Source organism: Proteus myxofaciens ATCC 19692 (assembly GCF_001654855.1).
GTDB classification, from domain to species: Bacteria; Pseudomonadota; Gammaproteobacteria; order Enterobacterales; family Enterobacteriaceae; genus Proteus; species Proteus myxofaciens.
In genome coordinates this window covers 1-15,135 of the sequence record NZ_LXEN01000010.1, presented here as the reverse complement: position 1 = coordinate 15,135, position 15,135 = coordinate 1, and the positions used below count along the sequence as shown (strand labels likewise).

Sequence of the window (15,135 nt, the reverse complement as noted above, 5' to 3'; positions counted from 1 at the left end):
CGTTTTTAATTATTATTTAAGTATAAATATTAATATCGAGCACGATACTTCATTGCTGAAAACTATTTTTAATTTAACACTTATTCCTATGTTTGTTTTTATTTCAGCGTATACCACGAAAACGATAACATGGCGAGAATGGCGTTCTCATTTATTATCAGCAATCATTATTTATGTGACTTTTCAAACTATAGATATGATCCCGTTTTACTTCTCAGGAAAGTTGAGTTTTTCTCTCTATTTTTTAACGCCTCAAAATGGAGTTTGGTTTTTCTTAGCCGTTCCTATATGGCAAGCAATATTTTTATTACTCCCTAGATTATGCTTAAAAAATCAATTTAATTTATTTATTCTTTTGATTTTTTCGCTATGCATTTCATTTTTATGTTTTACTCTTTTTTCACTAAAAAGTGGCTTTTGGAGTATTATTCATTATTTTCCTTTTTTTATTGTGGCATATTTTTTAAATGATAAAGTAATCTTATGCTTAAGAAAAGGAAATATATTAATTCTCAGTATAATTATCCTTTTTACTGTTATCACTTTACATTTTCAATATGGTGAATTTTCTATTTTTAAAGAAATATCTATTATCAATAATAAATTATTAAACTATATTTTATCTTTTGTTCTTTCATTATTGTTAGGGTTAGCTATTCTTTATTTTTCACTCTCTAGTAATAAGCTTGAAAGTATTGGTAAAAATGCACTAGGTATATATTTAATTCACCCTATTATTTGCTTTATTATTCTGAGCCTTTTAAAATATTTGAATATACAATTAAATATCACCTTGGTTATATTGTTAACTCTAATCACAATCACTATTTCTTTATTATTATCCAAAATACCTTTCGTGCATTGGTTTTTAGTACCAGTTGTAAATTTTAGTATTAATAAAAAATAAAATATTCTTTTATTAAATAATATTTATTTTTTGTTACTTATTCATCTGAGTAAATCAATATATTTATTAAGTATTATCACGTGTTTCACTTGCTTTCTCATATAAACATTTAATTAATAGAATGAATTATTTAAATTAACAATAGATGTTAATTTTTAACAAAAAGTTGTTTATATGGCTTTTCTAGAAATTGATTTATTTAAAACACCATCCATTTGTATTATTTTACTTTTATATCTCTGTTTGTTGTTCTTTTTTAGCATAAGTGTCTAATGAATTTCCATATTGAAAGTTTATATATTAATTTAATAATAAAAATCTTCTATTTTTAGTTGATAATATTTTATATTCTCTCCAAGTTTGCCTATTTGATTTAATAGTATATTATTAATTTACACATATGAGGTGTTATTAAATGTAGATATTAATTTTCTTTTTTAAATATAAGTATAAATACATAATGCAATGCACAGCTAAATTATTAGTTCGTATTTCTATGCTTTTATTATATCGATTTATAATTTTTCTGGCTATTTTTTAGCTGGTTTATTATTTATTAAATAAATTTTATTTAATAACCCTCTGCTTATTTTATATTTTACCTTGGGTGTATTATGAATAAAATATATAGAGTGATCTGGGATAGAATAAAACATGTTTTTATTGCGGTTTCAGAGTTATCAAATGGCAATAAAAAAGCAACATATGGTTCAAATAATAAAAAAGAAGCGCTAAAGAAAAAACGAATATAGGAAAGTTAAGCCTGATTAGTTTACTGTTCTTAAGCTTTGCACCTAGCTATAGTTTAGCTTCAACACTACTGAATGGCGCAAATCAGGGAACGACAGGCTGGAGTTATGATACTAATGGCAATCGACGTGCAGATGATCCAAAAGGGACGGATATTGATAAGGAATCAAGACAAACTATAGAATCTGGTGCAGATACACCTCAAGCGATGGCTATTGGGAAAAAATCGATAACAACAGATGCAGGAGGAATGGCAATTGGTGATTATTCATTATCTAAAGGTGTTGGTGCAATTTCATTAGGGATAAACGCGCAAACTAATGGGCGTATCTCTTTGGCATTAGGGAGTGGTGCATTTACCAGTTCTAACGCGGTAGGTGCACTTGCATTTGGTGCTTTTTCTGTTGCAAGAGGTATAGCTTCAACAACAATGGGGGTTAATTCGACTGCGAGCGGAGAGCGTTCTATTGCACTTGGCTATTCTGCTTATGCTGATGATAATGGAAGTATTGCTATTGGTTCATCTTCAACAGTAAAAAATATAGGTAATACTGTTGGCAGAAATGATACTGTAATAAATCAAGACGGTATGACACGGGCACAAGGTGTTAGTGCTGTTGCGTTAGGAAATGGAGCAACAACAAATGCTGATAACGCTCTATCATTAGGGATGAAAGCAACATCATCTGCAAAAAATGCCGTTGCTTTAGGGGCTGATTCTGTTGCTAATACTGAAAATACTGTTTCAGTTGGTTCCTCAGGAAATGAGCGTACTATTGTCAACGTTAAGACAGGGAAATTAGATACAAACTCAACAGACGCGGTTAATGGCAGCCAATTATTTTCAACCAACGAAAATGTTACTAAAAATACAAGCAGTATTAATGATAACGCCGACCGTATTAAAACCAATAGCGATAAACTAGACACTCAACACAAAACTATTACACAACAAGGCGACCATATTAATACCATTAGTACTAATGTTGATTCAATTACCCAAAACATTGATTCGGGTGCATTGGGGGTTGTTAAACTGAGTCCCGATAAGAAAACCATCTTATTTAATGATCAAGCAAAAGACGCAGAGCAATTTGTCTTAAATAATAAAACATTGACAGGTGTTAATAACGCCACGCTCGCCAAAGACTCAACAGACGCGGTTAATGGCAGCCAATTATTTTCAACCAACGAAAATGTTACTAAAAATACAAGCAGTATTAATGATAACGCCGACCGTATTAAAACCAATAGCGATAAACTAGACACTCAAGACAAAACTATTGCACAACAAGGCGACCATATTAATACGATCAGTACTAATGTTGATTCAATTACCAATAACATTAACTCAGGAACGTTAGGCCTAATCCAGCTAAATAGTGATAAAACAAAAATTGTTATTAATAATGAAGCAAGCAATGCTCATATATTTGATTTTAGTGACCGAAAACTAGCAGGTGTTTCTGATGGTAAAGTATCGGCAGATTCAACTGAGGCTGTGAATGGTAGTCAATTAAATACAACAGATCAAAATGTTGCAAAAAATACGCAAAATATTCAATCTAACACCGAAAAATTAGCCGAGCATGATAATAACATCGCTCAAAATACAAAAGATATTCAAGCAAACAGTGAACAACTTGCTAAACATGATGCAGAAATAACCCAAAATATGAATGATATTAAGGAAAATACTACACACCTTGCAAATCATGATAAAGAGATTGCACAGAATAAACAGGATATAAAAACGAATACTGACGCATTGGTAAAACATGAAGCATCAATAAATGAAAATACCAATAATATTCAAAAAAATACTCATCAATTAGAAAAACAAGGCAATGATATTAAACGTCTGAATTCTGAAGTGGGAAATGGGGGTATTGTCAAAGTCAGTGATGATGGAAAAAGTATTGAATTAAGTGAAAAAGCAGATAACGCGACTTCATTTAATATGGCTAAAAAGCGTGTAACCGCTGTAGCAGAAGCAAAAGAGGATAATGATGCCGTTAATTATGCTCAAATGAAAAGAACAAATACGGAAACATTAAAATCATCTCAGCATTATACCGATGATAAAATAAATCAGCTTGGAGAATACACAGCTAATGGATTAAATCATCTGGATAATAGAATTGATGATTTAGATAAAAAAGTGAAAAAAGGATTTGCTACTAACTCTGCATTATCGGGTTTATTCCAACCTTATGGTGTGGGTAAAATGAATATTACTGCCGGTGTTGGTGGATATCAAGATGAAGCTGCAATTGCAGTTGGTGTTGGTTATCGTGTTAATGAAAAAGTTGCCATTAAAGGTGGTGTTGCATCATCAGCAGGTAATGGCTCTTCAACGATGTATAATGCATCTGTAAATTTTGAATTTTAATATTAACTAAAAAATGGTAAGTAAAAAGGGATATTTATATATCCCTTTTTTAGTGTTAGATAATAGAAGTATTAACTTCCTGTAAAAGCGATAAAGCCACCCATTGTAATTACTGATAATAATGTGCTCCAAAATAATGTTGAAGCCATTTCTTGCTCTCCTGTTTTATATTCGACAGCAAAAATTACAGCAATTGATGCAGTAGGAATAGCTAAAGTAACAGAAACTAATCCGCGCTCTATAGGTGGAACAGCAAAAGCTATCATGATTGCTAAAATAATGAGTGGTAATAAAATGTTTTTGCTAATAACGTTAATAATGACAGGAAGTGAAAAGCTTACTTTTTGGACATATAAAATGGCACCGACGGCAAATAATGCAACTCCGCCAGTCGCTTGACCCAATAATAAGAATGAGCCTTTTAACGATTTTGGCATATCTAAGCCAATTAGTAACAAAATAAAGGCAAGTATAGGTGCCCAAACAACTGGCTGTATTACTGCATTTTTTATGCTATTCCCAATAATAGTAAATGCGCTTTTTTTATTTTTCCCATTCTCATCGTCTGTACCGACTAAAAAGACTAATGCTAATGGCACTTGTATTAAGTTCATTAGCAAACTACCAACAGCAATGGCGATATCTGCATCAATTTTAAATAAAACGCCTAATACGGGTGTTCCTACAAAGGGTACAGCAGGGCCAGCAATTGCAATAGCACGTAATGCGGCTAAACGTGAATCTGATCTAAAGATAAATCGAGAGATAAGAAAAACAAGCAGAAATCCTGCCACCATACCAATAAAGATCCAAATAAAAACATCAATATTGTTTATTATCTCTTTTAATGGCGTACTTAATATTCCTGCAAATAAAAGTAGTGGTAGTGCGTATAACATCACCATACGGTTTAATATAGTCGCTTGATCTTTATTAAAGTCATGTCGATGCCCTGCAAAATAGCCAAGTAAAAGCGTGACGACAATCGGTAATAATGCAGTAATAATCGTATCTAACATCAGATAGCCTCATATTCTTTAATAAATAAGGCATAATAAAAATCATTACGCCTTTATGCTTGTTATTTTATTAATGTCATTACATTAAAGGTGGAGTAGTTGGAATAATAGGTACTTCAATAACAGTTGGAATAGAGCGAGAAAGCGCATCTTTACAGATTTCACGTATTTCATCTAACGTATCAGCTTTTACACCAATACAGCCATAACCTTTAGCAAGAGAAGCAATATCTAATCCAGGTAAATCTAAGCCAGGAACACCGGGTGAGTTTTCTAATTCAGCAAATGATTTTAATATTGCATATTCTTCATTACGAGGAACAACAAATATAATGGGTAATTGGTGTTGAACAGCAGTCCATAGTCCTTGAAGTGAATATTGGAAAGAACCATCACCAATAATAGCTAATATTGGGCGATTTCTACCACTGTCTTTTTCTGCTAGTGCAAGACCAATACTCGCAGGCAAATTCCAACCTAAACTACCACTTGCAAACGTATAGAAAGAATCTGGCTTATCAATCGCCCATGCCGTATGTAATTCTGCTAAATTAGATGGAGATTCTTCAACTAATACCGTATTTTCTGGCATAAATGCGCGTAAACCTTCAAAAAGAGCAAGAGCTGAAAGTCTTTCGCCTTTTTGTTTAGCCGACAAGGCTGTAGGGTGTGGTGACATACCATGAGATTGAGTCGGTACTTCGACTAACGGTGAATCACATTTTTTTACTGTATTTAGTAGCGCTTCTAAGGCAAGAACAGGGCTTGATAATAAGCTATCACCTACAGGAGCTTTACCTGCTTCATTAGGATCATCAGTGATATGTAACAATTGTAATCCTTGGGGTATGTATTCACCTGCTACATAAGGATAATAACGGAATATAGGAGCACCAATAACAATTGCAACGTCATAACCTGTTAATTTTTTGGATAATGGTTCAATAGCGAAAGGCAAACCACCAGCATAAAGAGGATGTGTTTCAGGGAATGGAGGGACTTCTGAAGCTGGTGCGCTAAATACGTGGCAATTGAGCTTTTCTGCTAATTGAATACCGATATCCCAGCCTTGACCACGTGCAATGCCCGCACCATAGATTAATGCAGGATTTTTAGCTTCAGAAAGTATTTTTGCAAATTCAGCAAGACGAGTCGGATCAGGCGCTATTTGTGATGAAACAGTACGTACAACAGCATCACCTAATGATTCTTTATCCCAATCATCTAGCGGTATTGAGAGAAAAACAGGCCCTGCTGGTGGCTGTAATGCCATAGCATAAGCACGCATAAAAGCAGCAGGTACATCTTCAGCTCTCACTGGCTCATAACTCCACTTGATCCACGGTTTGGGCAACTCAGCAGGAGAAACGTTGGTTAACCAAGGTTCCATTAATAACATTTCACGAGTTTGGTTTCCTGCTGTAATGATAAGTGGGGTTTTATTTTGCGCCGCAGTCATAATGTTACTCATTGAATTGCTCAATCCAGCAGAGGTATGCACATTCACAATTGCGGGTTTACGTGTTGCTTGTGCATAACCATCAGCAGCGCCAACCGCGGAAGATTCATGTAATGTTTGAATATAACGAAAATCTTTAGGAAAATTTTTTAAAAAGGTTTCCTCTGTTGAACCCGGGTTGCCAAAAAGTGTTGTAAGTTCAAGTTTGCGTAATAAATCAAAGGTGACTTCACGAATGGTTTTAGCTTTCATAAAATACAATTCCTTATTTTTTAGGATATAAATTTTTTTAATTAAATCTTGAAATAAAAATCATTATTAAATAATGATTTATGTATTTTTAGACTCATAGAAATGAATATATTTCGTTTCCTAAGATAATATTTATATTAATTATAAAAATACCGTTTATTTTATTATGATGACACAGTTGTTAAGTATTATGGTGAGATCTATCTCTTTTTGAATAATTATTGGTAGTTATTATAGTTTATTATTTCAAATAAGCATCAAAATAAGAGTAGTTAAATATTATTTTGTTTGGTTTTTTTCACCTTGACTTAAAATCAAATGTGTTTTTTTCGGTATAAAAAACTATCAATGTTGATTTTCAATAGTCAACAAAGGGACTAGCGGAGTGAGAGTTTATCGAATAAAAACACTATTAGGTCTTTTGATATAAATGAAAAGACAACTATCGTATTTTTATCTGTTTTTTAATAAAATGATAGAGTGCTTGATTGTTAATCAATAAATAAAATATTCAATTATTATAAAACATGTTGGGTTAATCTATTTATACTACATAAAAGTTTAATATTAGTTAGAAGTATATTGTATTTATCCTTTATGCAATTTTAATAAAAGAATAAGGCTCTAGGAAATGTAAAAAATTGTAACTTATTGTGTTTATCTATTTTGTTACACACCTTACTATTCATTTTATCTTCACTACAAAATAATATGTCATTATTTGATAATAAAAGTACATGATTCATTGGATCCCAGAACATAATTAAATCAAGTTTTTTAATGAATAATACGCCTGACTTCGGAATCAATAAAGAGTTTGTTATGAATAGTGATGAAGGTTTTAAATAAAGGGCATTGTTGAAGTGATTTAGCACTCCTTCCTTAATATTAACAGTACAACGTCAAAACTTATAACTATAATAAATAGTGTTACTATTTTTTATATAGTGATTTAGATATTTAAAACTCTCTACTGTGGTATTGTAGTGGTAATACGTAGTTAGTTTTATTAAATATATAAAATTTTATGTTAAAAATTCTAAAGGAGTCATGACGATATGATACGTTGCGTTCGCTTATGGACTGGAGAAGATGGTAATTCCTTATTTGAAGAAGGTGTGATTGAATTCAAAGATAGTCAACGTGGTGATAGTGAAAGTTTTCCTATTCCTGTGACAGAACTTTCTTTTAGAGAAACGACCTCTGGTGGATCTTATGATTGGCACCAAGATCCCGTTCCTCGTTACGTTATTACTTTATCGGGCACACTAGAATTTGAAGTTAAAAATGGTTCTAAATTTATTATTAAGCCAGGAGATATTCTTTTAGCTCAAGATAATACAGGTACGGGGCATAAATGGCGCCTTATTAGTGATGAGCCTTGGCGTCGTGCTTATGTTGTTTATCAAGAAGATGCTGGTCTGTGTTTTAAACCAACCCAAACTACTAAGTAACTGGAATGATTTATGAGCAAACCTATCACTGAACATGTTGATGTCGCGTTAATTGGCGCAGGTATCATGAGTGCGACGCTTGGCACTTTTTTAAAAGAGCTTGAGCCTAATTTAAAAGTGGCGATGTTCGAAAGACTTAATGATTGTGGACAAGAAAGTTCAAACTCATGGAATAATGCAGGAACGGGTCATGCAGCCAACTGTGAGCTGAACTATACGCCACCTAATACTGATGGCACAGTTGATATCAGCAAAGCATTAGAGGTGAATACAGAATTCGATTTATCTCGTCAATTATGGTCTTATTTAGTCACAAAAGGGAAAATTGCAGATCCCCAAGACTTTATTCATTCTTGTCCTCATATGAGCCTTGTTTGGGGTGCTGATAACATCAAGTTTCTGCATCAACGTTATAAACAAATGTCAGCCAATCACTGTTATGAAAATATACAATACAGTGAAGATAAAAAGCAAATTGAGGAATGGATACCGCTTGTTATGGAAGGGCGAGATCCTAATCAAGCTGTTGCCGTTACTCGCGTTGTAACAGGTACTGATGTTGATTATGGTGCATTAACGCATTTATTAGTGGATCAACTCTCAAAACAATCTAATTTTGAGCTTCATTACAAACATGATGTTATCGATATAAAAAGAAATGAAACTGGTGGTTGGAATATTGAAGTAAAAGATTTAACCACACATGAAAAATATATCATATCCGCTAAGTTTGTTTTTGTAGGTGCTGGTGGTAGAGCGATTGATTTATTACAGAAATCAGAAATTCCTGAAGGAAAAGGCTATGGTGGCTTTCCTGTTAGTGGTATTTGGTTACGTTGTGATGAAGATAAAATAAGTTCTCGTCATCATGCTAAAGTTTATGGTAAAGCGGATGAAGGCTCGCCACCTATGTCTGTTCCACATCTTGATACTCGTATTATTGGTGGAAAACGTTCATTACTCTTTGGGCCTTATGCCGGCTTTTCGAGTAAGTTTTTAAAACAGGGTTCTTATTTTGATTTATTTAAATCAATGAGACCTGGGAATATTCTTCCTATGCTTGATGTCGCTAAGGATAATTGGGATTTAACAGAATATTTAGTTGGACAAGTATTACAAACATCAGCACATCAATTTGATATGCTTAAAAAATTCTATCCTGAAGCACAGCATGAAGATTGGACAGAAGCAGTTGCAGGCCAACGTGTTCAAATTATTAAGCCAGAGCCTAAACATCATGGCATGCTAGAATTTGGTACTGAACTTATTAGTAGTGAAGATAAATCCTTTACTGTATTACTAGGCGCTTCACCGGGTGCTTCAACAGCAGCCTTTATCGCTTTAAATATTCTTAAAACCTGTTTTAATAAACAATTAGAAAATGAAGGTTGGGAAGCGCGTTTAAAAACAATTATCCCAACTTATGGTATTGACCTTAAAATTGATGCTCAAACTTGTCGAGATATTCGCGCAACAACGGCTAAAATATTAAAACTTGATGCATAATTGTTGGTTTAAATAACAAATTAAACCTAATAAAAATGCACCCTTTAAGTTAGTTTGATAATTAACTTTTAGGGTGCAATTTATAAAGTTACTGAATTTTAATTTATACAGTAAATTTTATTATTTAACGTCACATCATTTGTACAATCGCAATACCACCAATAATAGAAAAAAGTGAACATATTGTACTTAATAGCACCGTTTCTGCTGCCATATCAGTATAAGCTTTATTTGTAATGGCTAATGCAGGTACGGCTGTCGCAGTTGGTAATACACCAATTAAAAATGCAGCTTTTAATAATTCAGGGTCTAATCCAATGGCATAGCCAGTCCCCAGAATTAAGGCTCCTTGAATAATATTTTTTACGATGACATTAAATATAACTTCAATATTAACTTTTAATTTAATACCTGAAAGCAATAATCCTAAGAAAAATAGCGCTACACCACCTGCAGATTTTCCTATCTCATTGATTGAATTATTTAACACCTCAGGAAGTTTAAGCCCAGAGATAGAGATAATCATTCCCAATATAGGCAGAAAAACCAATGGCTGACAAACGGCTTTGCCTAATGATTGAAAAATACCTTTGCCTTCTTGTTTTCCGCTAATGATTAACATAGTAAAAGGTAAAATAAGAATAGTATAAATAAGATTACCTAAAACCATTGCAATTAAACCTGATGAGCCAACAGTAACTAATAATACGGGTGGCCCACAATAAGCCATGTCAGGAAATGATACTGACAGCGCTTGCATTGCAGCGTTTTTCTTATCGTGCTTAAAGAATATTCCACCACAAAGAAAGCCGATAATATAAGAGACGATTAGACCAACGGCTAGCGCTATTAAATATTTAATATTAAGAAGAACAGATGGCGAAGCTTGCGCAGCTGCTAAAAATAATGCAAAAGGTAATGCAATTTTAATAACAAAATCTGCGAAAGCTTGCGAATGCTCTCTTTTTATAAAGCCATACTTACCTGAAAGCCAACCTACTAAAAGCCCTAATATAATTGGGCAGAGTGCGGCGAGTATTGTTTGTAGTAGCATATTACCTCTTGGCTATTAATCTGTCTGATGAGACTTGTATAAATATACTTATATGGTTTATATCGATAACTGAAAATGATTGTCAGATAAGGTTATAAGGGTGCAAATAACACAGTTTTATTTAATAATAAAAAACTACTTTAATTATCATCTATATTCAAGCATCTTCAAATAATAGATATTAAATACATATTAAAAGAGTAAAAAATCACATTTAAAATCAAATAAGTAAGTATAATTAACAATTTTTTAACTTGAATCAAAAATAATCTATAAAAGTACTTTTTTTTGATTGAATTTAATTAATCCTACGTTATATATAATTTGTAAAATAAGATGAAAAAATATTAATAAATATTTTTATAATTAATCGCTATCGTTTCGGACACAATTTTAATCAATAAAAGGTCATGTTAATTGAATTTAACCGCATAATCGTAGTTTTAATTTTAAACTAATTGGTTATATTTTGAACTGTATTGATGTTCTTAATAATAAATAGTTCTTTAAATATATATGGATATTTTTAAACTATTAATCATAAAATTCCTAGAATTAAATTCTAAATATTTAATTTTAATATGATTAATAAGAAAATAGCACAATGCTCTTCTATCATAAGTAGTATTATTACTCATAATATTTAATAAAATTAAAATTGATTAAAGGATGGATATTATAAATGATTGATTTAAATAAAATTCAAACTGCGGTTGAAAATGCATATCAAGCTTTTAGTCAAGAATCAGAAGGTGAAAATGCCAATTACATCCCTTTTTTGGCAAACATAGATAGCAAACTTGCTGGCTTGGCTGTTGTAACAGCACAAGGTGATGTGATTTCTGCTGGTGATGCACAATATCGTTTTGCAATAGAATCTATCTCTAAAGTCTGTACACTGGCATTAGCATTAGAAGATTTTGGTGCTGAGGAGATTCAAAATAAAATAGGGACAAGTCCAACAGGTCTACCTTTTAATTCTGTAATGGCGCTAGAATTACATGGTGATAAGCCTTTATCACCACTTGTTAATGCCGGGGCAATGTCTACAACAAGTATTATCAAAGCAACTTCAACGGAAGAACGCTGGCAACGCATTTTATCAATTCAACAAAAATTGGCAGCGTCAAATAATATTTCTCTTTCACAAGAACTTAACCAGTCTGAACAAACAACCAATTTTCATAATCGAGGTATTGCTTGGTTACTTTATTCTGCTGGATATTTATATTGTGATACAGCAGAAACCTATGACGTTTATACGCGACAATGCTCTACGCTTATCACTACAATTGAATTAGCGACAATGGGGGCAACTATTGCTTCTGGCGGTATAAACCCCATGACAAAAGAACACGTATTAACGCCTGAAAACTGCCCTAAAATTCTGGCAGAGATGACTATGGAAGGAATGTATGATAGCTCAGGTAGCTGGGCTTATAATGTAGGGCTTCCGAGTAAAAGTGGTGTTGGTGGTGGTATTTTGACTGTTGTACCTGGGGTGTTAGCGATAGCCGCATTTTCGCCTCCATTAGACTCGATAGGAAATAGTGTAAGGGGACAAAAAATGGTTGCTTCAGTAGCAAATGAATTAGGTTATAACCTGTATAAATGTAATTAATTATTATTTTTTTAATGTCTACAGTGAGATAAGTATATTTACTCATTGTAGACGGAATCTTATTTTATATTGACGATTATTTTCAGTAGAAAGCTAAAATAGTTAAATATTAAAGTAAATAATGAGCTAACTTTTCTAGAGATTACATTATTTGTAATTAGGAGATAGGAACCATCAGTATTCTTAACATTTAATTTTCAGAAGGAATTAATTATGTCTAAAGAGTATGATCTAGAAAAAATAATAAGAGAAAATCTAAAAAATAGAAAAAAAGAGAGTCAATTTGATCTGCATCTTGAGACAGAAAGATTACTCAACACAATAGGTGCTTCATTAAATGAATTTGATGGAAAACTCACTTTTTATGGAAAAGATCCCATTATTCCTAGCGTATTACATTATGGCTCTTTTTCGGCGATTGCTCTTGCAGCAAAGGCTGCTCAAATAGCCTCGATTTGGAAAATAAAAACAGGTGAATCACAAGATATTCATGTAGATGTTCGTAAAGCACTAAGACGCTTTTGTACCTTTTTTGAAGGAACATTAGAAACCGTAAATGATTATCCCGGTGATATGAACTCTGAAATAAACTCGGCAGTTCAATCTGGATTTTATCAATGCAAAGACAAAAAATGGGTATTTTTAACTTGTCCCTATCCTAGATTAAGAAATGTAACGTTAACACTATTAAAATGTTCGCAAGATGCTGAATCTGTTCGCAAAGCTATATCACAATGGAATGCACTAGAGCTAGAAGACGCAGCTGAAAAGGTGGGTGTGCCTATTTATATGCTTCGTACACCTGAAGAATTTTTAGACTTAGATTTATTTCAGAATAAATTGAAATATGAGCCACTTATTAAAATTGAAAAAGTCGCAGATTCTGCCCCAGTTCCTTTTCAGAAAGAAGGAACAGTATTAGAAGGAATAAAAGCATTAGGATTGGGACATGTTATTGCGGGCGCCGGTGTTGGGCGAGCATTAGCATTACATGGTGCAGATGTATTGAATATCTGGTTAAAAGATGATTATGAACATAGTTTATTTCACTATACATCAAATGTTGGAATGAGATCGTCAAAACTAGATATAAAAAATGATTCTAAAGCGCGAGATAAATTTGATAAATTATTATCAGAAGCTGATGTATTTTTTTCTAACAAGCGTGCTGGCTTTTTAGAACGCTATAATCTTACACCTGAAGTTTTAGGGAAAAAATATCCTGGCCTAATTACTGCGACTATTTATTTTAATGGTGAGTCAGGGGATTGGTGTAATAAAGTTGGTTTTGATGTTTCAACAGGCGCTTATGCAGGACCTTATTGGTTAGAAAGTCTTGGTGGAACATATAAAAAAGTGGATGAACCTCATATAACGCCTCAAATTGGTATTATTAGCGATTACGTTGCTGCTTGGTTAACAACCGTAGGTGTTTTAGAAGCACTTAAACGCCGTGCTCAGGAAGGGGGCAGTTACAAGGTTAGCGTTTCTTTAGCAAGTACAGTTTCTTGGCTATTATCGCTTGGTATTTTTGATCAACAATATGCTTATGAAACCGCAAATTCAAATGAAGAACATGCATATATTGATCCTGACCCAATATTGGCAGAAACGCCAATGGGATATTACCGTGGAGTAAAAGAACAAGTTGAAATGACTAGGACTCCAGGTGAATACAAATATTTACTTGAACCTTTATTTGCATCAAAACCTGAATGGGATTCATCTAATTAGATGCGCTGAAATAATTTAGTCTAATAAATCTATTATTTATCAGGCTGAGTTAATTAATTTATAAATAATGAATCACAGCTATATTTTTTTATAGCTGTGTATTTATCAAAATATTTATTAAGAATAAAATTATTTTTTATAATTAAATAATTTCAAAAATATAAATGAAATGTATTTTTTAATGCAACACATACTTTACTTTATGATTAATAATCGCTGAGGAAATATAAATGTCTAGGAATTTAACAATTATTGGTGGTGGTGTTATTGGAAAAGCTTGGGCAACCAGTTTTTTACGCGGTGGATGGAATGTCACTATTACTGATAATCAAGATTTAAGTGAAACTTTACATGATGAGTTTAACGGAAAAGTGAAATTTATTTCTGATTTAGAAGAGTCCGTTATTAATGCTGATTATGTTCAAGAAAATGGACCAGAACGCTTATCGGTAAAACAAGATATTTTTTATACATTAGCTAAAGTGGCTCCTGCGCATACAGTGTTTGCATCTTCAAGCTCAAGTATCGTTGCATCAAAAATAGCAGAAAATAATCCAGCCGCAGATCGTATTCTAATTGGGCATCCTTTTAATCCTGCCAATATTATGCCATTAGTTGAGGTTGTTCCTAGTCCAAAAACAAGTGCGACATCAATAAATCAAGCTATGAATATTTATTTAAGCTTAGGGTATCAACCTATACTAATTCGTAAAGAAATCGGCGGATTTGTTGGTAATCGTTTACAGGTTGCTTTTCTAAACGAATGTCGTTATTTGGTTGAACAAGGTGTCATTACTGTCGGTGACTTGGATAGGTTAGTTTTAAATTCCTTAGGTTTACGTTGGTCTACTGTTGGTCCATTTGAAGCTCAACATTTAGGCGGTGGTCCTGAAGGAATTAGACATTTATTAAATGGGGTTGGTGCAGGATTAGATATCACATTAGGAAAACCAGATCCTGATAAAAAAGAAGAAATAATCTCAGCCG

General features: G+C 32.7%; 11 protein-coding genes. 8 read left to right on the top strand and 3 right to left on the bottom strand.

Going from position 1 to position 15,135, the window contains the following annotated elements; all coding sequences use genetic code 11:
* The 3 genes from M983_RS01155 to M983_RS01150 form a co-directional block, all read left to right on the top strand.
* A partial coding sequence (locus tag M983_RS01155) for an acyltransferase family protein (RefSeq protein ID WP_066745780.1) occupies nucleotides 1-907 on the top strand: 907 nt, incomplete at its 5' end.
* A 614-nt stretch (nucleotides 908-1,521) separates the two neighbouring features.
* Nucleotides 1,522-1,659 carry an ESPR-type extended signal peptide-containing protein gene (locus M983_RS17250; RefSeq protein WP_167348666.1) on the top strand — a complete coding sequence of 46 codons (138 nt, stop codon included), beginning with the start codon at nucleotides 1,522-1,524 and terminating at the stop codon, nucleotides 1,657-1,659.
* Between the two features lie 206 nt (nucleotides 1,660-1,865).
* Nucleotides 1,866-4,049 carry a YadA-like family protein gene (locus M983_RS01150; RefSeq protein WP_066745777.1) on the top strand — a complete coding sequence of 728 codons (2,184 nt, stop codon included), beginning with the start codon at nucleotides 1,866-1,868 and terminating at the stop codon, nucleotides 4,047-4,049.
* 71 nt (nucleotides 4,050-4,120) lie between these two features.
* On the opposite strand, the gene M983_RS01145 is transcribed toward M983_RS01150, so the two are convergent.
* Nucleotides 4,121-5,068, bottom strand: a complete 948-nt coding sequence (locus tag M983_RS01145; RefSeq protein WP_066745774.1) for an AEC family transporter — start codon at nucleotides 5,066-5,068, stop codon at nucleotides 4,121-4,123.
* Between the two features lie 79 nt (nucleotides 5,069-5,147).
* Nucleotides 5,148-6,779, bottom strand: a complete 1,632-nt coding sequence (gene mdlC, locus M983_RS01140) for a benzoylformate decarboxylase (protein WP_066745771.1) — start codon at nucleotides 6,777-6,779, stop codon at nucleotides 5,148-5,150.
* 1,058 nt (nucleotides 6,780-7,837) lie between these two features.
* Between mdlC and M983_RS01135 the strand changes: the two genes are divergently transcribed.
* Together M983_RS01135 and mqo are read left to right on the top strand one after the other, a co-directional pair.
* A complete protein-coding gene (locus tag M983_RS01135; RefSeq protein ID WP_066745768.1) occupies nucleotides 7,838-8,233 on the top strand; it encodes a cupin domain-containing protein in 396 nt (131 codons plus the stop codon).
* 12 nt (nucleotides 8,234-8,245) lie between these two features.
* Nucleotides 8,246-9,739: a malate dehydrogenase (quinone) gene (gene mqo / locus M983_RS01130; RefSeq protein WP_066745766.1), complete on the top strand. Its 1,494-nt coding sequence runs from the start codon at nucleotides 8,246-8,248 to the stop codon at nucleotides 9,737-9,739.
* A 130-nt stretch (nucleotides 9,740-9,869) separates the two neighbouring features.
* Here the strand turns inward: mqo and M983_RS01125 are convergent, their stop codons facing one another.
* A complete protein-coding gene (locus M983_RS01125) occupies nucleotides 9,870-10,793 on the bottom strand; it encodes an AEC family transporter (protein WP_066745764.1) in 924 nt (307 codons plus the stop codon).
* Between the two features lie 682 nt (nucleotides 10,794-11,475).
* Between M983_RS01125 and glsA the strand changes: the two genes are divergently transcribed.
* The 3 genes from glsA to M983_RS01110 all read left to right on the top strand — a co-directional run.
* The gene (glsA, locus tag M983_RS01120; protein WP_066745757.1) at nucleotides 11,476-12,414 is read left to right on the top strand and encodes a glutaminase A; all 939 of its coding nucleotides are present in this window, start codon (nucleotides 11,476-11,478) and stop codon (nucleotides 12,412-12,414) included.
* Between the two features lie 213 nt (nucleotides 12,415-12,627).
* Nucleotides 12,628-14,148, top strand: coding sequence for a CoA transferase (locus M983_RS01115; RefSeq protein WP_066745755.1), 1,521 nt, complete (start codon nucleotides 12,628-12,630; stop codon nucleotides 14,146-14,148).
* Nucleotides 14,149-14,378: 230 nt separating this feature from the next.
* Nucleotides 14,379-15,135, top strand: a 757-nt coding sequence (locus tag M983_RS01110) for a 3-hydroxyacyl-CoA dehydrogenase NAD-binding domain-containing protein (RefSeq protein WP_066745752.1), incomplete at its 3' end; no start/stop codon positions are given.